At 60.4% G+C, this 20,013-nt stretch carries 20 protein-coding genes and 1 tRNA gene; 13 read left to right on the plus strand and 8 right to left on the minus strand.

All coding sequences use genetic code 11. The features are described 5' to 3' along the window. Nucleotides 1–14 precede the first annotated feature (14 nt). Entirely contained in the window at nucleotides 15–1,118 is a 1,104-nt protein-coding gene (locus tag NIM86_RS07245) for a TraB/GumN family protein (protein WP_253380439.1), read from the plus strand. Nucleotides 1,119–1,134: 16 nt separating this feature from the next. On the opposite strand, the gene NIM86_RS07250 is transcribed toward NIM86_RS07245, so the two are convergent. After that, nucleotides 1,135–2,118: an AEC family transporter gene (locus NIM86_RS07250; protein ID WP_253380441.1), complete on the minus strand. Its 984-nt coding sequence runs from the start codon at nucleotides 2,116–2,118 to the stop codon at nucleotides 1,135–1,137. 147 nt (nucleotides 2,119–2,265) lie between these two features. Between NIM86_RS07250 and NIM86_RS07255 the strand changes: the two genes are divergently transcribed. Genes NIM86_RS07255 through NIM86_RS07265 form a run of 3 tightly spaced genes read left to right on the plus strand, consistent with a single transcriptional unit; the run spans nucleotide 2,266 to nucleotide 5,409 of the window. Next, complete coding sequence (locus tag NIM86_RS07255; RefSeq protein WP_253380443.1) at nucleotides 2,266–3,288, plus strand: C4-dicarboxylate TRAP transporter substrate-binding protein; 1,023 nt, start codon at nucleotides 2,266–2,268, stop codon at nucleotides 3,286–3,288. 36 nt (nucleotides 3,289–3,324) lie between these two features. Next, complete coding sequence (locus tag NIM86_RS07260) at nucleotides 3,325–3,996, plus strand: TRAP transporter small permease subunit (RefSeq protein WP_253380444.1); 672 nt, start codon at nucleotides 3,325–3,327, stop codon at nucleotides 3,994–3,996. A 3-nt stretch (nucleotides 3,997–3,999) separates the two neighbouring features. Then, nucleotides 4,000–5,409, plus strand: coding sequence for a TRAP transporter large permease (locus tag NIM86_RS07265; RefSeq protein WP_253380446.1), 1,410 nt, complete (start codon nucleotides 4,000–4,002; stop codon nucleotides 5,407–5,409). A 72-nt stretch (nucleotides 5,410–5,481) separates the two neighbouring features. On the opposite strand, the gene NIM86_RS07270 is transcribed toward NIM86_RS07265, so the two are convergent. Then, nucleotides 5,482–5,916: an OsmC family protein gene (locus tag NIM86_RS07270; protein WP_253380448.1), complete on the minus strand. Its 435-nt coding sequence runs from the start codon at nucleotides 5,914–5,916 to the stop codon at nucleotides 5,482–5,484. 178 nt (nucleotides 5,917–6,094) lie between these two features. Here NIM86_RS07270 and NIM86_RS07275 point away from each other — a divergent pair, with 178 nt between their 5' ends. The 3 genes from NIM86_RS07275 to NIM86_RS07285 all read left to right on the plus strand — a co-directional run bounded on the left by NIM86_RS07275 (nucleotide 6,095) and on the right by NIM86_RS07285 (nucleotide 8,514). Continuing rightward, nucleotides 6,095–7,234, plus strand: a complete 1,140-nt coding sequence (locus NIM86_RS07275) for an App1 family protein (RefSeq protein WP_253380450.1) — start codon at nucleotides 6,095–6,097, stop codon at nucleotides 7,232–7,234. A gap of 137 nt (nucleotides 7,235–7,371) precedes the next feature. Then, a complete protein-coding gene (gene msrA, locus NIM86_RS07280; RefSeq protein ID WP_253380452.1) occupies nucleotides 7,372–8,022 on the plus strand; it encodes a peptide-methionine (S)-S-oxide reductase MsrA in 651 nt (216 codons plus the stop codon). Nucleotides 8,023–8,055: 33 nt separating this feature from the next. After that, the gene (locus NIM86_RS07285; protein WP_253380454.1) at nucleotides 8,056–8,514 is read left to right on the plus strand and encodes a DUF302 domain-containing protein; all 459 of its coding nucleotides are present in this window, start codon (nucleotides 8,056–8,058) and stop codon (nucleotides 8,512–8,514) included. 76 nt (nucleotides 8,515–8,590) lie between these two features. Here the strand turns inward: NIM86_RS07285 and NIM86_RS07290 are convergent, their stop codons facing one another. The 4 genes from NIM86_RS07290 to NIM86_RS07305 form a co-directional block, all read right to left on the minus strand. Beyond that, nucleotides 8,591–10,450 (minus strand): VWA domain-containing protein, encoded by a 1,860-nt coding sequence (locus NIM86_RS07290; RefSeq protein ID WP_253380456.1) that lies wholly within the window; start codon nucleotides 10,448–10,450, stop codon nucleotides 8,591–8,593. A 153-nt stretch (nucleotides 10,451–10,603) separates the two neighbouring features. Then, the gene (locus tag NIM86_RS07295) at nucleotides 10,604–11,659 is read right to left on the minus strand and encodes a mechanosensitive ion channel family protein (RefSeq protein ID WP_253380458.1); all 1,056 of its coding nucleotides are present in this window, start codon (nucleotides 11,657–11,659) and stop codon (nucleotides 10,604–10,606) included. 18 nt (nucleotides 11,660–11,677) lie between these two features. Continuing rightward, nucleotides 11,678–12,325 (minus strand): hypothetical protein, encoded by a 648-nt coding sequence (locus NIM86_RS07300; RefSeq protein ID WP_253380460.1) that lies wholly within the window; start codon nucleotides 12,323–12,325, stop codon nucleotides 11,678–11,680. After that, nucleotides 12,322–13,560 (minus strand): ubiquinone biosynthesis hydroxylase, encoded by a 1,239-nt coding sequence (locus tag NIM86_RS07305; RefSeq protein WP_253380462.1) that lies wholly within the window; start codon nucleotides 13,558–13,560, stop codon nucleotides 12,322–12,324. Before NIM86_RS07305 ends, NIM86_RS07300 begins: the two co-directional genes overlap by 4 nt. A 104-nt stretch (nucleotides 13,561–13,664) precedes the next feature. On the opposite strand from NIM86_RS07305, the gene tesB reads away from it, so the two are divergent. From tesB to NIM86_RS07330, 5 genes are all read left to right on the plus strand, one after another. Beyond that, nucleotides 13,665–14,534: an acyl-CoA thioesterase II gene (tesB, locus tag NIM86_RS07310; RefSeq protein WP_253380464.1), complete on the plus strand. Its 870-nt coding sequence runs from the start codon at nucleotides 13,665–13,667 to the stop codon at nucleotides 14,532–14,534. Between the two features lie 222 nt (nucleotides 14,535–14,756). Beyond that, entirely contained in the window at nucleotides 14,757–15,095 is a 339-nt protein-coding gene (locus NIM86_RS07315) for a P-II family nitrogen regulator (protein WP_253380466.1), read from the plus strand. A gap of 21 nt (nucleotides 15,096–15,116) precedes the next feature. After that, a complete protein-coding gene (locus tag NIM86_RS07320) occupies nucleotides 15,117–16,490 on the plus strand; it encodes an ammonium transporter (protein ID WP_253380469.1) in 1,374 nt (457 codons plus the stop codon). Between the two features lie 178 nt (nucleotides 16,491–16,668). Further along, nucleotides 16,669–16,959 carry a YggT family protein gene (locus NIM86_RS07325; RefSeq protein ID WP_253380778.1) on the plus strand — a complete coding sequence of 97 codons (291 nt, stop codon included), beginning with the start codon at nucleotides 16,669–16,671 and terminating at the stop codon, nucleotides 16,957–16,959. Between the two features lie 9 nt (nucleotides 16,960–16,968). After that, nucleotides 16,969–17,286: a DUF167 family protein gene (locus tag NIM86_RS07330; RefSeq protein WP_253380471.1), complete on the plus strand. Its 318-nt coding sequence runs from the start codon at nucleotides 16,969–16,971 to the stop codon at nucleotides 17,284–17,286. A 4-nt stretch (nucleotides 17,287–17,290) separates the two neighbouring features. Here NIM86_RS07330 and NIM86_RS07335 read toward each other — a convergent pair whose 3' ends face one another. Continuing rightward, nucleotides 17,291–18,562, minus strand: coding sequence for an MFS transporter (locus NIM86_RS07335; protein ID WP_253380473.1), 1,272 nt, complete (start codon nucleotides 18,560–18,562; stop codon nucleotides 17,291–17,293). Nucleotides 18,563–18,740: 178 nt separating this feature from the next. Here NIM86_RS07335 and NIM86_RS07340 point away from each other — a divergent pair. After that, nucleotides 18,741–18,816: transfer RNA gene (locus NIM86_RS07340), tRNA-Ala, on the plus strand. Between the two features lie 6 nt (nucleotides 18,817–18,822). Here NIM86_RS07340 and NIM86_RS07345 read toward each other — a convergent pair. After that, on the minus strand, nucleotides 18,823–19,950 hold the full coding sequence (locus tag NIM86_RS07345) for a zinc-dependent alcohol dehydrogenase family protein (protein WP_253380475.1): 1,128 nt from the start codon (nucleotides 19,948–19,950) through the stop codon (nucleotides 18,823–18,825). Between the last annotated feature and the right edge of the window lie 63 nt (nucleotides 19,951–20,013).

Consider the following 20,013-nt stretch of genomic DNA (forward strand, 5'->3'; position numbering starts at 1 on the left):
GGGATAAAAGCGTCATGAACGCGACCTCTTCCTTTCTTGCCCGTCTCGCCAGTCCTGCGCTGATCGTTGTCAGCCTGCTGCACGGCCTGCTTTTTGCCGGTTTTGCGGTTAGTCTTCTGCTGATCGATCCGGGTTCTGCCCGTGCAGAGGAAGCCGCCCGCTGTCAGGGCCGCGATCTGTTCGCAGAGCTTAAAGCACGCGATCCCAAGGCCGCAGCGAAAGCCGAAGCGGCCTTCGAAGCGATGCCCAATCGCCGGGGTCGTTTCTGGCGGATCGAGAAAGAGGGCGTTTCGCCGTCCTACCTGTTCGGCACCATCCATACCACCGATCCGCGCGCTCTGGCTCTGTCCGGGCCGGTGGAATCGGCCTTCGAGAAGGCTTCGGTCTTCGTGATGGAGGCAGCCGATACGCGCAGCACGATCGCCGCCACGCTCGCTATGGCTCGTCATCCATCGCTCTTCCTCTACACGGATGGAACCAGCGCCTTCGATCAGCTGAGCGATGAGCACGGCGCGGCCGTAAAGGCGGCGCTGAAGCGGCGCGGCATCGATCCATCCACGGCGACCAAGCTGAAGCCGTGGCTGATCGCCGGCATGCTTGCCGCGCCGCCCTGCGAATTGCAGCGCAAGGCGTCGGGCTTGGTGTTTCTGGACAATGCGCTTGCCGATCGCGCTGAAGAAGCAGGCAAGGATGTCGAGGGCCTTGAGACCATGGTGGACCAGATGAAGGCGCTCGCCGCCATGCCGATGGAGAGCCACATTGAAGGCCTCGCCAACGCTGCCGAACTGGACAAATACGCGGCCGATATGACGGAAACGCTTACCATTCGCTATTTGAGCGGCGACCTTGGCCTCATCATGCCGGCGCTGCAGGCGATTGGCGAAGATATACAGGGCGAACCGAGCGAGGAGGAGCTCGCATCGGTTGCCGACTTCGAAGAGAAGGTCGTGACGAACCGCAATCGCGACATGGCGGAGGCCGCCGAACCCTTTCTTCAGACCGGCAATGCCTTCATCGCGGTCGGCGCGCTCCATCTACCTGGCGATAAGGGCGTGGTCGCGCTTCTTCAACAGGCGGGGTGGAAGCTCACTCCGGTTCCGCTCGGCGTTTCGCAGTAATCACCCATCGCTCGTCTTAAAGAGCGTGGATCAGCGCCTGGCCGGTCGCACCGTTCATCAGATAGAGCAGTAAGGTCAGGCTGAAAAAGGACGCCGCCGTCATCACGATGAGCGCAAATCCGGCTTCGGCTCCATAACCGTAATTGCCGGCAAGGATCGGATAGACCGAAAAGGCCGGTAGCGCGCCAGTTACGACCAGCGCCAGGATCATCGGATGGTCGAGGTTCGCCATACCGAGAGCGAACAGGCCAATATAGACGCCGATCAGAACGAGCGGATGGATCACCAGCTTGCCGATCACCGTCACAATCGCCTGACTGTTCATCCCGGTCAGTCCGAGAATAGCCAGCATCGCACCGACGTAAAAGAGAGATGCGCCGACCGCGACATCGGCCAGCAAGGCGAGTGGCCGCTCCACGACAGAAGGTATTTCAAAGCCCACCAGGGATACAGGGATCGACAGAGCGATGGCGATCATCAGCGGGGTGCGGGCCAGTCGACTGAGTGTCGCCAACACCGTTTTCCAGACAGAGCCGTAATGTCCGTTTTCACGTCCCTGCTCGGCTAACAAAAGCAGGATCGGCACCAGCATGACGTTCTCTACAATGAAATTGAGGGCGAGAATCTGTGCGGCAATATCCGGCAGGAGAATCAAGAAGACCGGAAAGCCGATGAACCCAGAATTGGGACAGGTCATGCCCATGGACCGCATGGCGGCCTGACTTTGGTCGAGACCAGTGATCCTGCGGCTGAAGAGATAGGCTGCCGCGAGCATTACGAAGGAACCGAGCGCATAGGCCAGTACATAGCCTGGTTCGATCACCTCGCTCATCGGCCGGATCGCGACCGCCCGGAAAATGAGGGCGGGCAGCGCGATCACGAGTACGAAACGCCCGACCCCACGAATATCCGCTTCGTTCAACAGACCGGATTTGGTCGCCGCAAAACCCACTGCGATGATGATGAAAACAGGGCCGGTGATTGAAATGATATCCAGCATCCGTCAGCGGTCGCTTCTGCCGTTTCATCGATCCACCCCGGCGCTTGGCACGATGGCCGGCGAAAGGCAATCGGCCTTGCGGGCTTGCACGATGGGCCGTGGCCGTTACTGTGCGGATAATCATCGGAGGATATGGGAGGAAATTCGATGAAACGATTGACACTCGTCGCGATGGCGGCGGCGCTCGGAACTGCTCTGACCGCGCCGGCATTCGCTGTCGAATGGAATGTCTCGGTCTGGGGCAAGCGCCGCGCCTTCACCGAGCATATCGAGAAGATGAAAGAGCTGGTGGAACAGAAAACCAATGGGGAGTTCACCATGAACATCTCCTATGGCGGTCTTTCCAAAAACCGCGAAAATCTCGACGGTATCTCTATCGGCGCGTTTGAAATGGCGCAGTTCTGCGCGGGGTATCACCGCGACAAGAACCCGACGATCACCGTGTTGGAACTACCGTTTCTCGGTGTCGACACGCTGGAACTGGAGCGCGACCTGTCGGAGGTCGTCTATGCTCACCCGGCAGTGAAGGAGGATCTGGCACGCTGGAACGCAACCATCCTGATGCCCTCGCCCATGCCGCAATACAATATTGTCGGAAAGGGCGAAAAGCCGGCCAAGCTGGAAGATTTCTCCGGCCTTGCCGTCAGGGCGACCGGCGGCATCGGCCAGGCGATGGAAAAGGTCGGCGCCGTGCCGACATCGGTGACAGCGACGGAAGCGCGTCAGGCGCTCGATAGCGGCATCGTGCAGGGCGTCGCCTTCGCGCCCCATGCGCACATGTCGTATGGCACGGTGGAGGGCGGCCAATGGTGGACGACCAACCTCAATCCGGGCACGGTCAATTGTCCTGTCGTCGTCAACACGGACGCGCTGGAAGCGCTTTCGGACGAGCATCGTGAAGCTTTGATGAGTTCGGTGGGAGAATCGCTCGACTATTACGTCGAGAATTACAACACCAGCACCATGTCCAAGTGGGACCCGACGCTGCAGGAGAAGGGCGTCGAGAAAGTCACCTTCGGCGATGAGGAGATTGCCGCATTCGAGGAGAAGGCGGCAGGGCCGATCGCCAAGGCGTGGGTCGAAGAGATGAACGGGCGGGGTCTGCCCGGCCAGGATCTCTACGATCTGGTGGCCAAAACCATCGAGGAAAAGAAGGCGCAAAGCCAATAAGGCGCGCCTTTCGGCGCAAGGGGCAGGACCGCGTCAATGGCGGGTGCATCGTCGATTCTGGCAAATGACAGCCTGGTATCGCGGCTGGACCGCGGGCTGTTCCGGGTCGAGGGCTGGCTGGCCCTTGTCTCGGGGCTCGCCGTCTTTTCCCTCATGCTCCTGGCCGTGGTCTCTGTCGGTGGCCGAAACTTTTTCGGCCAGCCTTTGCCGGGCTATGTCGACTGGATCGAACAGGCGATGCCGCTGATCGCCCTTAGCGGCATCGCATTTGTCCAGCGGCTTGGCGGCCATATCCGCATGGATATTGTCGTCGGCATGCTGAAGGGGCGGGCATTGTGGATCACCGAATTCGTGACCACCTCCCTTGTCCTGTTGCTGGTGCTTGTACTCATTTACGGATCTTGGGCGCATTTCCAGCGCTCTTTCGATTTCGCCGCGCCGCTCTGGTCGCGCGATTCCTCCATCGATATTGCGCTGCCGCTCTGGCCGGCCAAACTGGTCGTGCCGGTCGCGCTTTTCATTCTGGGCCTTCGGCTGATCCTTCAACTCTGGGCCTATGGCCGCGCCATTGCCAGCGGCACATCCGCCCCGGTTGCGGTTCCGCTGATCGAGGATGCGGCAACGCAGGCTTCGCGGGAGGCCGAAAGCGTTCACGATGTGCGGGTGGACGACGAAACCGTGCGCGATACGCCGATGAGCAGGGATTAGCCGATGGAACCGATCGAAATCGGCATCGCCGTCACGGCTGGCTTGCTCATCGTGGTGATCCTCGGAATGCGCGTTGCCTTCGCCGCGGCCATTGCCGGGGTCGTCGGACTAATCTGGATCTTCTGGTCCAAGAAAGGATATGCGCCAGATCAATTCGGGTGGGCGCTCACCGTGGCGACGAAGACAGCCGGCCAAGTCCCGCACTCCAAGGTTGCGAGTCAGGCGCTGAGTCTCATCCCGACCTTCATTCTGATCGGCTATCTGGCCTATTATGCGGGTCTGACACGCTCGCTTTTCGAAGCCGCCAAACGGTGGATGGGCTGGGTGCCTGGAGGTCTTGCCGTCTCGACCATCTTCGCAACGGCCGGCTTTGCCGCTGTTTCGGGCGCGTCGGTGGCGACGTCCGCCGTGTTTGCGCGAATCGCTATCCCCGAAATGCTGTCCGTTGGCTATGACCGACGCTTTGCCGCCGGCGTCGTTGCTGCCGGCGGCACGCTCGCCTCGCTGATTCCGCCATCGGCCATTCTGGTGATCTATGCGATCATCGTGGAGCAGGATGTCGGCATGTTGCTTCTTGCCGGCTTTCTGCCCGGCATGGTGTCGGCCGTTATCTATGCTGCTTTGGTCATCGCGCTAGCGATGGTCATCAAAGGGTTCGGCCCCCCGGTCGGCGGGTTCTCCTGGAAGCAGCGTTTCGCCGCCATTCCGGCGACCTTGCCGATTTTCATTGTCGTCGCGGTGATCATCCTATTCGTCTACAACCCGTTCGGCGGGGCGGCGTGGGGTACGCCGACGGAAGGCGGCGCCATCGGCGCATTCGTGGTGTTCTGCATGGCCGTTTATCGCGGTATGCGGTGGCCTGAGCTGAAAAAGGCACTGATGGAGACGGCAAAGCTCTCCGTTATGATCTTCTCGATTATCTGGGGCGTCCTGATCTTCGTTCGGTTTCTTGGCTTCGCGCAATTGCCGACAGCGTTCGCCGACTGGATCGGCGGGCTGGAACAGTCGCCCTGGATTACACTGATCCTCATTCTTCTGGCCTATGCGGTGCTCGGCATGTTCATGGACGCCATCGGCATGATGCTGCTGACGCTGCCCGTGGTCTATCCCGCGGTCATGGCGCTCAATGGTGGAGCCTTCGTTTCCGCCGACGAAGCTGCTTTCGGCATGAACGGGATGCTGTGCGGCGTCTGGTTCGGTATTCTCGTGGTCAAGATGGCCGAGCTTTGCCTGATTACGCCGCCGATCGGGTTGAACTGCTTCGTGGTGGCGGGGGTTCGCGAGGACATTTCCGTGCAGGACGTCTTCAAGGGCGCGTCGCCCTTCTTCATCGCCGATGCGCTGACGATCGCGACATTGCTGGCTTTCCCGGCCATCGTCCTATGGCTGCCGCGTCTGGCGATGGGCAATTGATGCCGTCTGCAAAAAAACCCGCACCGTGGCGATGCACGGAGCGGGCCTTAAATTGCGGGTGGTCCGCCTCGATTAGACGAGGCGTGCATCCAGAGTGATTTCGATGGACGCCAGCGCTTTGGAAAGCGGGCATCCTTCCTTTGCCTTTGTCGCCAGCTTCTGGAATGTCTCGTCATTGATGCCGGGCACATGGCCCTCCAGCGTGATTTTCGACGATTTGATCACGAAGCCTTCGCCTTCCTGCTGAACGTCGACAACGCTCTTGGCGTCGAGCTTGTCGGCAGGCGTGCCGTTCTCCGCAAGCATATGGGACAGTTGCATGGCGAAGCAGCCCGCATGGGCCGCAGCCAGCAATTCCTCCGGATTGGTGCCGGACTTGCCATTCTCGTCCTCAAAACGGGACTTGAACGAATAGCCATGACTGGAAAGCGCGCCGGATTGTGTGTCGAGCGTACCCTTGCCATCGGAAAGGCTGCCCTGCCAGATCGCGGTTGCGTGACGTTTCATAATATGAACCTCTCAAAATTCATTATTGCAGATCGACCGTTTCGACGGCCCCGGTCCGGAAACGGCGACCCGCGCCCTACGGTTGCATGAAACAAGGTTGCCGCCCGCCATTCTTGCCGAAAACAGCCCCGCTGTTATGTTTGTTGCGACCTGAAGCGAAGAAAAAGGTAGCGCGCATATGGCATTGTCCTGGTCCGCCCGGCTGAGAAAGAAAATTCACTATGCGGAGCGGCATCTGGACAGCGGTCGCCGTTCCATCCGCCGTCGGCTTGGCCTCAACAAGCCGGCGCTCATCCAACCTTATCTCGGTTTCGGCACGGCGGACCGCCTCTGGTTTCGCGGGCGCGTCATAGAAGATCGCAATGAAGTGGCTCATCTGAACAGCCACTCTTTGCTGACCAATCTACGCTATACCTATAAGCGTTATGCCACGCGCGAAATACCCGGAGCGAAGGTCGCCTGGCGGATCGGCAGCCAGAGCGGTGAGCTGGTGACGGACGACGAAGGCTATTTCGACCTGACCATCGCGCCGGGTAACGATTTCGACGAGAGCGGACCATGGCAGAATGTCGACCTGACGCTTGTCGATGTGGGTGAAGCCGATGCGCCGCCGCTCGAAGCGCGGTGCCGCATTCGTACACCGCGGCCCGATGCGCGGTTTGGCGTGATCTCAGATATCGATGACACAATCGTCAAAACCGGCGCCTTCAATTTCCTGAAGCACTGGCGCACGGTCGTCTCGCATTCGGCTGCGGGACGGCAGGTTCTGCCGGGCACGTCGAAACTTTATTCGGCTCTGGCTGCCGGCGCGGTAGGCCCGGAAACCAACCCCGTCGTCTATGTCTCGTCCAGCCCCTGGAATCTCGCCGATCTGTTCGAACGGTTCATGGCGCTCAACGACATTCCTCTCGGACCGATGATGCTGAAGGATTTCGGCCTGGACGAGACCAAATGGTTCACCGGCGGCCACACAGGCCATAAGGGCAAGATGATCGACCGGGTGATGAAAACCTGGCCCAATCTCAATTTCATTCTGATCGGCGATTCGGGGCAGCGCGATGCGGATATCTATGCCGACGCCATAGAGACCCATCCGGGACGTGTCATGGCCGTTTTCATTCGCGATGTGGCGCATGTGAACGAAGAGCAGATCGCGCGATTGCGGAAAGTGGCGGATAGCCATTCCATTCCCGTTGCCGTGACCGACGATCTGTCGGCGGCCTCCGAGATCTGCGTCGAACGTGGCTGGATCGACAGGCAGGAAAAGGCAGAGGTCGAGGCCGAGATTGCCGCCGAAGAGGCCAAGCCCGAACTCTGATCGGGCTGTGGCTCGCCCAAACAGCGCGGCGCCTCTCGTTATCCAGTGAAACAAACCCGGTTCGCCTTCCGTTATTAGTGCAGATAACGGATCTGGACGCGGCATTCTGCCGGCGTTCCGACACGCTGGAGGATTTCATGGCCCGACGCTATCTCGCCGCCGCTTTCGCCCTTTGCCTATCGAGCACAAGCTTTGCCGTGCCCGCCTTTGCCGAGACGGCCATCTTCGCGGGTGGATGTTTCTGGTGTGTGGAAAGCGATTTCGACAAGGTCGATGGAGTGAGCGAAACGGTGTCCGGCTATATTGGCGGCAAGACCGACGATCCGACTTACAAGACCTACGAGGCTGGTGGACATCGCGAGGCCGTTCGCATCACCTACGATCCGGGCAAGGTAAGCTATGGCGAACTGGTCGGTATTCTGCTCCACAGCATCGACGTGACCGACGATGGCGGTCAGTTCTGCGACCGGGGCCACGGCTACACATCGGCAATTTATCCGGTGTCCGAGGATCAGGCGTCTGAGGCCGACGCCGCCAAGGCGGCAGCCGAAAAGGAGCTAGGCGCGAATATCGTGACGCCGGTCGAAGGGGTTGTGACGGCAGACGCCTTTACCGATGCCGAAGATTATCATCAGGACTACTACACCAAGGACGATTTCCGCCTCTCCCCCGGCGGCGTCACGGCCAAGGCGGCCTATAAATATTACCGCGCCGCTTGCGGACGCGATGACCGCGTTCGTGAAGTCTGGGGTGACAAGGCCTTCGAAGGCATTGACGGGTTGAGCTAGGATAATCCACCCAAGAGCAGGAGGAGGCTGGAAATGAAACACATTGCACTGGCGGGCGCGGCGGCGCTGGGCATTGCGGGGCCCGTGATCGCTGCGGATTCGCAAATGATCGTCAAAGAGGCGCAAGGCAGCGTGGACGATGTGGCGGGACGACTCGTCGCAGCCGCAGAACAGGCCGGGGCGATGATCGTGGCTCGGGTCGATCACACGCAAAACGCAGCATCGATTGAAACGGAAATGCCGCCAACGGTTCTCGTGATCTTCGGCAATCCGAAGATCGGGACGCCGATTATCCAGTCGGATCGCCGTGCAGGGCTCGATTTACCGGTGCGGGTTCTGATCTGGCAGGACGGAGAGACAACCAGGATCGGCTATCTCGATCCCTCGGTGCTTGCGGATCGTTACGAACTGGATGAAGCGGCACAGGCATCCATTGAGAAGATGACCGGCGCGTTGAAGAAACTCACCGAAGCGGCCGCTGCAGCCAATTAGTCTGACATTCCGTTGCAGGAAATGAAAAACGGGCGCTTGGTGCCCGTTTTATTTTATCGATATCGAGCCGGGATGATCAGCCGGCCAGATAGGTGCGCTTGATCTGTGTAGCGATGTTTTTGAAAGCGCTCTCAAGTCCGCCGCGAACGGCATTCAGGGCCTGAGCGCCACTGTCCGCGCAGTAGGAAAGGAGCGATGAGTCACCGTCGACCAGATTAATGGTGTAGATCTCAACACCCTGCGCCTTGGCGTTGTCACAGGCCAGTTTGGTCCGGGCGTTGATGGCCGTGCGCTTCGCTGTATCCACGATCCAGTTCGAGCCGCTTTTAACGTAGACATTGGTCCAGCGGTTCTGGGTGTTCTCGCCATCCGTCATCAGGACCATGATCTTCCTTGCGGCCGATGCGCCGCGCGCACCGGTGAGCGGCGGGTTCTGCGAGAGGGCTTCCATGCCCCAGGCCACACCGATCGTGATATTCGTATAGCCGGCCGACGCCATTCCATTGACTTGGGTCTTGATCGTATCGTGCTGATTGGTCAGCCCCGTGATGTAGCTGAGGCTATTATTGGCGCATTGCGCCTTAGTATATTGGGTATCCTGGTTATTAACCGGCATGACGTAGCCGGTGACGTCATAGTCGAGGGCGTTACCGCTCGCATCTTCTTTCAGGCGGTCGATATAGCAGCCGTCATAAGAAGAGGTACCGTCCCAGATCAGCGACGAATCAGCTGTACGGGTGGTGTCGCTATCGCTTTTGTCGCTCTGCGGCGTGTAGGTATAGGCCGTGACCGTGTTGGTGACAGTCTGCGTGGTTCCCGCTGGCGCGGCCTGGTCGAAGATTGTGGTTGACGATCCGAAAATCGAATAGGTTTTGCCCCAACTCGTATATGTTGTCGCGCAAGGGCTGGTTGCGCCGACAGAGGGGTTCCAGCTCAAGTCACAGCTACCGAGTTCACGTTTAATCTTATAGCGGTCACTCTCGTAGACAGCCGTATAACGTGCGACATAAGTCTCGTAGTAGGCGCAGAACCCCCAGCATCCCACACGATAATTCGTGGCGTAGACGTAGGTCCCGGTCGACCCGGTCGTTCCGCTGAAGGTGAAACCGCTCTTGCCTGCAGCGCACCACGTATCCTCAAGATCGTAGGGCATCTGGGTGCAATCCATCGTGAAAACACCCGGAATGGTGATCGTGGTGGTGGTTGTGGTGGTGGTCTGGTTGTTCTGACAGATCGTTAATTCGTCGGGGTCGGTCAGGGTGCTACAGTCGATCTCGGCATAGGGATTGGTTGCCGTTCCGGATTGGCTGGGCGTCAAGTTCACCCGCACTTGCGAATCGAACGGCACCAGGCCGATCTTGACCTGGCTATCGCCGGCAAACTGATCGATGAAGGTGTTGGCGGCCGTTTTCAGTTCTGTGAGGCGCGTTGTGGATTTGCCATCGTAGCTACCCATCGAACCGGAATTGTCCAGCACCAGAGCGATATCCAGCATCTGGTTGCCGGTCTTGACGACTGCGTCGATATCGGCGCTGAAAAGCGTGCCGATCGGCAGGATGGTCGCTCCATCGCCAACCGTGGCCACCACGCTGTAGGTGTAGGTGTCGGGGTTGGAGCCGCCCGAGCTGCTGCTTTCCGTCAATCCCGCAGACGAAATGTTCAGGTCGAGCTTCGCCGCATCGAGATTGGCCTGAAAAACGGAATCGGCCAGCGCACTGCGCTTCGCCTTACTCGACAGGCCTGACGTCGCTGCTGCCAAAGCGGCCGCGTCCGACGCCTGTTGCACGACCGTTCGAACGCCCAGTGCGCGCACCGTATCGATCGGCACAGTGACGGCAATCAGGAGAGGCACCGTAAGCAGGGCGGCCATCATCCCGTAATTACCTCGCTTGTGGCGAAGAAAGTGACGTACGGTAAGGCGAAGATTGCGCAACATCGAGATATCCCAGCGTTTCATTGTCGCTGAGGATAAGTCGCGTCGCCTAATATCGCGTTGAGCGAAAGGGTAAACTCGGCCTAAATCCCATGCATAGAATGCAATATGAAAAGCGGTTCCGCGTGTCCGATAGTTTCGCCGCGGCCGAAAGCCTTAGTTTTCCTCATCGGTCGCCTGATAGCGCGTATCGTTTCGGCGTCGCGCCGGGCGCGGCGGATTATCGCCTGCCGGCCATCCTTCACGCTGGCTCGATCTGTCTCCATCGATATCTTCGGTTTGGTCATGAAAGAGCGAGACGACCGTCTCGTAGGGCAGGTCGATACCCGCTTCGTCGAGGCCGAGCTTGATCGCCTCGATCACGTCGGATTTGACATCGAGTACGTCAGCACGGCGTGGATCGGTCCACCAGCGCGCCCGCAGCGTGACCCAGGAAGCGGCGAGATCAACCACCAGGACGTCGGGCGCCGGATCGCTCAGCACGCCTTTCGCATTGCCTACGGCTTTCAATATTGCGGGTTTTGCCTTTGCGATTTCGTCGCCGTAACCGATCCCCACATCATATTCGCTTCGCCGAGATTGGAACGCAGTGTTGACGACAACGGCATTGGTGTAGACATCGGCATTGGGAACGAGAGCCAAGCGTCCGTCATAGGTTCGGATCGCCGTCGCTCTTGTTTCAATATGATCGACCGTCCCCTCATAGCCATTAACGACGATCTGATCGCCTGGGCGGAACGGTTGGCGGATCAGGATCAGCAGTCCAGCAAGCCAGTTCTGCAAAATATCCTTGAACGCAAAGCCGATTGCCACCGAGCCGATGCCGAGGCCGGCGACCAGATCGGCAGGTTTGAGTGTCGGCAGGATGATCGTCATGGCCAGAAGGGCGCCAAGCACGATCAGCGCGGCTTTCAGAAACCCTCCGAGCACCTCACCGAGATTAGCGCGGTCGTTGCGCCCCGCCCAGAGAAGAAGAGACCGTTTGACGCCGATGCCGATCATCCAGAACAGCGCGAATACGACGACAGCGACGAGAATATTGGGCAGAAGGGTTACGAAACCGTCGAGCCAGCCATCCAACTTTTCGTAGAGCCCGCGCGGGCTCACATCGATCTGCTCGGGCGTCGTTGCGACGTCTCCATCGCTGGACAGGGCGGCTTCTTCTGCCGCCTGCCCGCCTGTCTGGGCGAAGAGCATCAAAAAGGTCGGCATGCTTGCCCCCGGTCTTTGTTACGTGGAGGCTGGAATAGCCAGGAGACGGTCCAACATGGCGATGTCGCAAGGCACGCTTTCGGCAAGCGGCTCATCCAGAGGCGGATGGCTTTCCGGCGCGATCTTTTCAATGGCGATCCGCCGCGAAAGCCTGGCGACATCGGCATCGCCCTCCAGAAGCGAACGGCCCTCGCCGTAGAGAAGCCGGGCCGCTTCTGCCGGGCGATCATCCGTTCCAAGGAAAGCGATCGACAGATGGTCGCCGCGCTCATGAGCGCCCATGGCAAGAAAGGCGGCGAAGAGAACAGCGCCCGTCTTCGGTCCGTCGATCAGGGCGGGCCACTGGAAGTCGCTATAGTGATGGTGGATGAACAGGCCTCCAAGAACCGGATCGCTGAAATGCACGGAGCCATCTTTTTGCGGCTTGGGCTGAGCGGCCTGCTGATCGAAACGTGGCGCCGGTTCAAGATGATCGACCATGGCGGGAAGTCCCGGCAGGCGATGCCGTTGGCACCAAAGTGTCATCTCACCGGCTAGCGAAGCCAATTCCGGGGGATAGGAGCGAGCACGCGCTGCCGCCTCTATGGCTTTCGAAAATTCATCGAAAGAGGTACGCCGGAGGGATCCTTTGGACTGCCGCCCATCATCGGCCAAACCGTTTTTCATATCGCCTCTCCCTTCAAGAGGCGGGGCATGGGCCCTCCTTTGCCAGCGGCCTGCGCAATGAAGTCCCGCTTGAGTCCCGGCATGCGGTCGACGAGACCGAGCCCGATATCGCGGATCAGTCGGATCGGCGCGATGTCATTCGAGAACAGCCGGTTCAGAATATCGGTGGTCGCGCCCATCCGCACCGTGTCGAAACGACGCCAGCGCTGATAGGTCTCCAGAACGTCCTCCTGACCGAAGTCCAGTCCCAACCGGTCAGCATCGACAATAACCTCGGCCAATGCGGCTGCGTCTTTGAAGCCCAGATTGAGGCCCTGGCCGGCAATCGGGTGAATGCCGTGGGCCGCATCGCCGGCCAACGCCAGCCGGTGGGTTACGAAGGCCCGCGCGAGGGTGAGGCCGAGCGGCCATGCGCGAGGCTTGCTCTCCACGGTGATAGCGCCGAGCTTGTGGCCAAAGCGCGATTCCAGTTCCGTTTCGAAGAGGAAGGGGTCGGAATTGACCAGCCGATCGGCATCCGCGGTTCGCTCGGTCCAGACGATCGAGGATCGGTTGCCGGGCAATGGCAGTGTTGCGAACGGCCCGGCTGGCAGAAAGTGCTCTTCGGCGCGGCCATGATGCGGCCGCTCATGGGCCACCGTGCAGACAATGCCGCTCTGGCCATATTGCCAGGACACGGTTCGGATTCCCGCCCAATCGCGTAGTCTAGACCGCGCCCCATCGGCGGCTACGATGAGGCGCGCGCCGAAGCGCCGTCCGTCGGCGGCGGTCGCCACCGCTCTTGGGCCGCTGCGATCCAGTCCGGCTATGGGCGTGGCTTGATTGATTTCGATGCCGAGCTCGTCGCAACGTTGGCGGAGCGCTCCGTTCAGATCCCGGTTCATGATCATGTGGGCGAAGGGCTGGCCCGGCTCGACCTCTCCGGAAAATGTCAAATAAATGGGTCGGATGGGATCGGAGGTGCGGCTGTCGGTGACGATCATTTCGTTGATCGGCTGGGCGCCTTCTTCGAGGCTTTCCCATACGCCTAGCCGCTTCAGCATGGCGCCGGCCGCCGCCGCAATCGCTGACGCGCGTCCGTCTTTCTGCCAAACGCCTTCCGGAGCGGCGTCGGCCAGAACGACATCCAGGGAGGGGCGCGCCTGTTTGATGGCCACTGCCGTTGCCAGGCCCACATAACCGGCGCCGCAAACCATAATGTCAGCCTGCCGCTCTCCGCCTTTATTCGCAGTCATGGCGATACATACTCCTTTGCGGGCAAAAACTTATTGCTTCTTGACTGGCGCTGCACCCTGTCCGACACCATGCGCACTTGTCCACGGGGGAATTTATTTGCGCTATGTCGGACCCGATCGCCGAACTTCTTAATACGCTTACACTCGAACGGCTCGAACATAATCTCTATCGTGGCAATTCTCCCAAGGTGGGCTGGCAGCGCGTTTTCGGCGGCCAGGTGATCGGCCAGGCCCTGGTTGCCGCGCAGCAGACCGTCGAACCGGAATATGGGGTTCATTCGCTCCACGCCTACTTTTTGCGTCCGGGCGATCCGACCGTGCCCATAATTTATCAGGTCGATCGCATCCGCGATGGACGGAGTTTCGTCACGCGCCGGGTGAACGCGATCCAGCACGGCCATGCCATTTTTTCCTTTATGGCTTCGTTTCAGCTTGCGGAGGAGGGGCTGGAACATCAAGCCGAAATGCCGGATGTGCCAACGCCTGAGGAACTCGATAGCGATGGCGAACTGATGCGCGGCTTCATCGACAAGCTGCCTCAAGCGATGAAAACCTGGTGGGAGAGGCCTCGTCCATTCGAATTTCGCCCGGTGGTGACGGATCACTATCTGACCCGGGACAGTCTTGAGCCGATCCAGCATGTCTGGATACGCACTCTGGGCGAGGTGCCGGATAACCGCCCGCTGCGCGCTTCGATTTTAGCCTATGCGTCCGACATGACACTTCTGGACGCAGCGACATTTCCACATGGCCGCTCCGTCTGGGATCCGCAGCTTCAGATGGCGAGTCTCGATCACGCCATGTGGTTTCATCGCCCAAACGACCTTTCCGATTGGTTGCTCTATACCTCCGATAGTCCAAGCGCGATGGGCTCGCGTGGATTCACGCGCGGCATGATTTTCAGCCGGGACGGCACTCACATTGCTTCCGTTGCGCAGGAAGGTTTGATGCGAGTGCGAACGCCTAATAAATAGGCAAATCGCTTCAAACAGCATAAATTTTGTGCACGTGAATCGGGAATGAGCAAGCATGCCGTTCCGTCATGCAGCCTGAAGCGCCATCTTTTGCTGCATAGCATCGCCCCTGTTTCCATCTGGCACGATCCTTGAATCTCTTTGCGATGAACCCGCGGGGCAAAGCTCGCATGCGTTCACGAACCATTGCGTGATCTCACGCGAAAGAGAGGGTCGAACCGAATGAAAATAGTGATGGCAGTCATCAAGCCGTTCAAGCTGGACGAGGTGCGCGAAGCCCTCACCGGCATCGGCATTCAGGGCCTGACCGTGACCGAAGTCAAAGGTTACGGTCGCCAGAAAGGCCATACCGAAATCTATCGCGGCGCCGAATACGCCGTGAGTTTCCTTCCCAAGCTGAAGATCGAAGTGGTCGTGAATGCGGCCGATGTCGACAAGGTGGTCGAGGCCATCGCCGGCGCCGCCAAAACCGGCCAGATCGGCGACGGCAAGATCTTCGTCTACTCCGTCGACAGCGCCATGCGTATCCGCACCGGCGAAGTCGATTCCGACGCGCTTTGATCCATGAGGGGTGATAGTCATATGAACCGCAAACTTCTCGCCACGGCCGCCCTGACGGGGCTCGCAGGCCTGGCCTATCTCGAACCTGCGTTCGCGCAGGAAGCGGCGGAAGCCACCGCCGAAGCCGCGCCTGCGGCAGCTGAAGCGGCGTCCGACAGCGGTGTCACGCCGCAGACCGCCTACATCTTCAACACGCTTCTCTTCCTGATCGGCGGCTTCCTCGTCATGTGGATGGCAGCCGGTTTCGCCATGCTGGAAGCAGGCCTGGTGCGTTCGAAGAACGTATCCATGCAGTGCCTCAAGAACATCGCGCTCTATTCGATCGCCGGTATCATGTACTGGGTCGTCGGCTATAGCCTGATGTACACGGATGTGAACGGCGGTTTCATCGGCTCGTTCGCGCCTTATGCCTTCGATCCGGTCGGCGGAGACGCACTCGACACCGGTTACTCCACGGCCTCCGACTGGTTCTTCCAGATGGTGTTCGTGGCGACAGCCGCATCGATCGTTTCCGGCACGCTCGCCGAACGCATCAAGCTGATGCCGTTCCTGATCTTCACGGTCGTTCTGACGGGCTTCATCTACCCAATTGCCGGTTCATGGCAGTGGGGCGGCGGCTGGCTGTCCGAAATGGGCTTCTCCGATTTCGCCGGTTCGACGCTGGTGCACTCGGTCGGTGGCTGGGCCGCTCTGGCGGGCGCGCTTCTGCTGGGCGCACGTCACGGAAAATACGGTCCTGGCGGTGTCGTTCATCCGCTTCCGGGCTCGTCCATTCCGCTCGCCACGCTCGGTACGTTCATCCTGTGGCTCGGCTGGTTCGGCTTTAACGGCGCATCGCAGCTTGCGATGGGCTCGATCGGCGACGTCTCCGATGTCAGCCGCATCTTCGCCAACACCAATCTTGCCGCCGCTGGCGGCGTGGTGGCCGCACTCATCCTGACCGCCGTCCTTTACAAGAAGGTCGATGTGACGATGGTGCTGAACGGCGCGCTGGCCGGTCTGGTCTCCATCACGGCCGAGCCGCTTCAGCCGAGCCCTCTTGCGGCAATTCTGATCGGCGCTATCGGTGGCGTGATCGTGGTCTTCACGGTGCCGCTGCTCGACAAGCTGAAGATCGACGACGTTGTCGGCGCCATTCCGGTTCACCTTCTGGCCGGTATCTGGGGCACGATGATCGTGCCGGCGACCAATTCGGACGCATCCTTCGTGACGCAGTTCATCGGTGTTGCCGCCTATGGTGTGTTCACGCTGGTCGCATCGTTCATTGTCTGGCTCATCCTGAAGATGATCGTCGGCATGCGCGTTACCGAAGAAGAGGAAATGATCGGTCTGGACCGCGCCGAAGTCGGTGTGGAAGCCTATCCGGAATTTTCTCCGACTGGCTCGGTCCGCTAAGTCCGCCACTTCTCGGCAAGGGCCTTTTGCGAGGCCCTTGCCTACCAGACGAGACCCGCGCGGCCATCGGCCGGGCGGGTCTTCCTTTACCAGCATTTCATCGGCTCTCTTGTGACGGGGCGTTGCGCCCGCTACATCGGCAGCGGACCATCCGATCAGAAAAAGGATATCGCACGTGCTGAACGCGATTCTTCTCACGCTCTATTACGCACTCGAGATCTATAAATGGATCGTCATCGCGATGATCATCGTATCCTGGCTGGTCGCCTTCGACATCATCAATCGGCGCAACCGCTTCGTCGATATCGTCTGGGATTTTCTGATCCGCGTCACCGAACCCGCGCTGGCGCCTATTCGCCGCTTCATGCCCAATCTCGGCGGGATCGACATTTCTCCGATCATTCTGTTTATTGTGATCTTCTTCCTGCAGACGCTGATCCTGAACATGGCGCGAGGCGTCTATCTCTGATCGACGCCCATGGCCGGGTTCACCGTGCCGGCATTCCGTCTGACGGGGAAGGGCGCCGAACTCGTCGTGCGCCTGACGCCGCGCGCAGCCCATGACCGCATCGACGGCTATGAGACAGGCTCTGACGGGCAGACATATCTTGCCACGCGTGTGCGGGCCGTGCCGGAGCGCGGCAAAGCCAATGCTGCGCTGATCGCGCTTCTTGCCGGTCAGCTCGATTTGCGCAAAAGCGACATATCGGTCATCTCGGGACCGACCAGCCGGATGAAACGCCTCGAAATCGGAGGCGATTCTAGCGAACTGGTCGCGAAGCTGAACGAACTCTGATCCCTCAGTGGCGGCTGTCGAGATGCTGGACGCGGGCGAGTTGCGGGAACAGCCAGGCCCAGAGGCCGGCACAACCCATTGCTGCAAAACCACCAAGTACGACTGCCGGCACCGCCCCGATAAGATAAGCCATGGTGCCGGCGCGAAATTCGCCGAGTTCGTTGCTGGCGCCGAGGAAGACCTGATTGACGGCGTTGACGCGGCCGCGCAGATCGTCCGGCGTCCAGAGCTGGATCAGCGTTTCGCGGATGACGACGGACACCATGTCTGCCGCGCCCATGACGACCAGAGCAGCGATTGAGAGCCAGGCCAGTGTCGAAAAACCGAACACGACCGTAAAAAGGCCGAAAAGCGCGACCGTGCCGAGCATGATCACACCGGCGTGCGCGCGGATCGGATAGCGGGCCAGCCAGAAGGCCATCGCCAGAGCGCCGATGCCAGGCGCCGCACGAAGCATGCCGAGGCCGAGCGGGCCGACGGTTAGTATGTCGCGTGCATAGACCGGCATCAGGGCCACCGCACCGCCCAGCAGCACTGCGAACAGATCGAGCGAGATTGCACCGAAAACCACTTTTTCACGGCGTATATAATCGAATCCGGCGAGAACGGTGCGGACGCTGATACGCTCACGTTCGATCTGCTGCGCCGGCTGGGAGATCGAGATGACGAGAAATGCGCCGGCGATGAACAGAATCGTGGCAACGCCATAGGCGACCGTAGCCCCCGCGCCATAAAGAAGCCCGCCAAGCACCGGACCGACGATGGTCGCCGTCTGCCAGGCCGAGGCGTTCCAGGAAACGGCGTTGGCGAAAGTATCCGCCGGCACCAGATTGGCGACGAGGGCCGAGCTGGCGGGGCTGTAGAAGGCGCGCGCGCTGCCGAATATCACCAATAGTGCGAAGACCGGCCAGACCACCGTTGGATTGGTCAGCGTGTAGGCGAGCAGAGCCGCCGCTATCGCCGCCTCCACAGCCGCGCTGATGGCCATAATACGACGGCGGCCGAAGCGGTCGGCGGCTGAGCCGGTGACGAGGACCAGCAGCAGCGCGGGCAGGAATTGCGTCAGGCCGATCAGCCCCAGATCGAGCGGATCGCGCGTGATGTCGTAGACCTGCCAGCCGAGTGCGACGATGAAAATCTGGGTCGCGAAGGTCGAAAAGAAACGCGACAGCCAATAGAGCGTATAGGCACGGTAGCGAAAGGCCGCGAAGCGGTCTTCGGGTCCGTGGGGCCTGGTTGGTCTGATTTCGGAATCGTCGGCGTCGAGATCGGCCATTGTGGGTCCGTCGGTTGGCATTTTGTGGAGAGGGGCTGGCGGGCCAGGCAAATTGCCGTGCATGCACAGTTTTGTCTATCATTCATTGCCGAATGCGCCACCCGGCGATTTGCTTGACACAAATCGCGGCGCTTCGGTAAATGCCGCTACTGCGCGGGTCAGTCGAAACCCGCTGCGCGGGGCCGTAGCTCAGTTGGGAGAGCGCGTCGTTCGCAATGACGAGGTCAGGGGTTCGATTCCCCTCGGCTCCACCATTCTTCTCAGTCGAAGACCACCACCTGGCGGATCGCGTCGCCCGCTGCGAGCCGCTCGAAGCCCTCATTGATGTCGTCGAGCTTGATCGTATGCGTCATCAGCTTTTCGATCGGCAGGCGGCCATCCATCATCATCGCCGCGTAGCGCGGGATGTCACGCACCGGCACGCATGAGCCGACGTAAGACCCTTTCAGTACGCGCTCCTCCGCCGTCAGCGTGACCGGCGCGAAGGAGAGTTCGGCTTCAGGGTGCGGCAGGCCCGCAGTCACGGTTGTGCCGCCGCGCCGGGTGATCGCATAGGCGTATTTCAGCGCCGGCACGGCGCCGGCGAGTTCCACGGCCAGATCGACCCCGCCGCCTGTCCATTCCTTGACCGTTTCGACCGCGCCATCTTCAGTCGGGTCGATGGCGTGGGTCGCGCCGAGTTCCAGCGCGAAGTCGCGTTTGTCCCTTGCCAGATCGACAGCGATGACGCGCCTTGCGCCTCCTGCGATTGCGCCGAGCAATCCGGCGAGGCCGACCCCGCCAAGACCGACAACCGCGACGTCCTGGCCCGGCCTCAGATTTCCAGAGTTCAGGACCGCCCCGACCCCGGTCAGCACGGCGCAGCCGAGAAGCGCCGCCCGGTCGAGCGGAATGTCCTTGTCGATTTTCACGCAGGAATTTTCTGAAACGACGGCTCGGTCGGAAAAGGCGGAGACGCCGAGATGATGGTTGATCGTCTCTCCCTGACGGTCGATACGCCGCTCGCCGGAAATCAACGTGCCGGCCCCGTTGGCCGCGGCGCCCGGCTCACAAAGCGCGGGACGACCCTCCGCGCAGGGTACGCAATGGCCGCAGGAGGGCACGAACACCATGACCACATGATCGCCGGGGGCAAATCGCGAAGCGCCCGGCCCCACTTTCTCGACGACGCCCGACGCTTCGTGTCCGATCGCCATCGGCATGATGCGCGGCCGATCGGCATTGATGGTCGACAGGTCCGAATGGCAGAGCCCCGCCGCCGCCAGCTTCACCAGCATCTCGCCCGGGCCCGGTTCGTCAAGCTGCGCCTCGACGACGTCGAGCGGTCGGCTGTCGGTATAGGGGCGGGGCAGGCCCATTTCGCGCAGCAGGGCAATCCGGGTCTTCATCGGGCAATCCTCTCCTCAACTCTTTCATCGAAGATGGCCGGCTTCCTATGGAGGAGGCAAGAG

The organism is Notoacmeibacter sp. MSK16QG-6, from assembly GCF_024158145.1.
In the GTDB taxonomy this organism is placed as follows: domain Bacteria; phylum Pseudomonadota; class Alphaproteobacteria; order Rhizobiales; family Rhizobiaceae; genus Notoacmeibacter.

What these genes read in the sequence shown, in the direction of transcription:
- NIM86_RS07275 (WP_253380450.1), top strand. Translation starts at nt 6,095, where the DNA reads ATGGCATTGTCCTGGTCCGCCCGGCTGAGAAAGAAAATTCACTATGCG.
- NIM86_RS07250 (WP_253380441.1), bottom strand. Translation starts at nt 2,118, where the DNA reads ATGCTGGATATCATTTCAATCACCGGCCCTGTTTTCATCATCATCGCA.
- NIM86_RS07295 (WP_253380458.1), bottom strand. Translation starts at nt 11,659, where the DNA reads ATGCCGACCTTTTTGATGCTCTTCGCCCAGACAGGCGGGCAGGCGGCA.
- NIM86_RS07345 (WP_253380475.1), bottom strand. Translation starts at nt 19,950, where the DNA reads ATGAAGACCCGGATTGCCCTGCTGCGCGAAATGGGCCTGCCCCGCCCC.
- NIM86_RS07315 (WP_253380466.1), top strand. Translation starts at nt 14,757, where the DNA reads ATGAAAATAGTGATGGCAGTCATCAAGCCGTTCAAGCTGGACGAGGTG.
- msrA (WP_253380452.1), top strand. Translation starts at nt 7,372, where the DNA reads ATGGCCCGACGCTATCTCGCCGCCGCTTTCGCCCTTTGCCTATCGAGC.
- NIM86_RS07285 (WP_253380454.1), top strand. Translation starts at nt 8,056, where the DNA reads ATGAAACACATTGCACTGGCGGGCGCGGCGGCGCTGGGCATTGCGGGG.
- NIM86_RS07265 (WP_253380446.1), top strand. Translation starts at nt 4,000, where the DNA reads ATGGAACCGATCGAAATCGGCATCGCCGTCACGGCTGGCTTGCTCATC.
- tesB (WP_253380464.1), top strand. Translation starts at nt 13,665, where the DNA reads ATGTCGGACCCGATCGCCGAACTTCTTAATACGCTTACACTCGAACGG.
- NIM86_RS07270 (WP_253380448.1), bottom strand. Translation starts at nt 5,916, where the DNA reads ATGAAACGTCACGCAACCGCGATCTGGCAGGGCAGCCTTTCCGATGGC.
- NIM86_RS07305 (WP_253380462.1), bottom strand. Translation starts at nt 13,560, where the DNA reads ATGACTGCGAATAAAGGCGGAGAGCGGCAGGCTGACATTATGGTTTGC.
- NIM86_RS07335 (WP_253380473.1), bottom strand. Translation starts at nt 18,562, where the DNA reads ATGGCCGATCTCGACGCCGACGATTCCGAAATCAGACCAACCAGGCCC.
- NIM86_RS07255 (WP_253380443.1), top strand. Translation starts at nt 2,266, where the DNA reads ATGAAACGATTGACACTCGTCGCGATGGCGGCGGCGCTCGGAACTGCT.
- NIM86_RS07290 (WP_253380456.1), bottom strand. Translation starts at nt 10,450, where the DNA reads ATGTTGCGCAATCTTCGCCTTACCGTACGTCACTTTCTTCGCCACAAG.
- NIM86_RS07320 (WP_253380469.1), top strand. Translation starts at nt 15,117, where the DNA reads ATGAACCGCAAACTTCTCGCCACGGCCGCCCTGACGGGGCTCGCAGGC.
- NIM86_RS07330 (WP_253380471.1), top strand. Translation starts at nt 16,969, where the DNA reads ATGGCCGGGTTCACCGTGCCGGCATTCCGTCTGACGGGGAAGGGCGCC.
- NIM86_RS07245 (WP_253380439.1), top strand. Translation starts at nt 15, where the DNA reads ATGAACGCGACCTCTTCCTTTCTTGCCCGTCTCGCCAGTCCTGCGCTG.
- NIM86_RS07260 (WP_253380444.1), top strand. Translation starts at nt 3,325, where the DNA reads ATGGCGGGTGCATCGTCGATTCTGGCAAATGACAGCCTGGTATCGCGG.
- NIM86_RS07300 (WP_253380460.1), bottom strand. Translation starts at nt 12,325, where the DNA reads ATGAAAAACGGTTTGGCCGATGATGGGCGGCAGTCCAAAGGATCCCTC.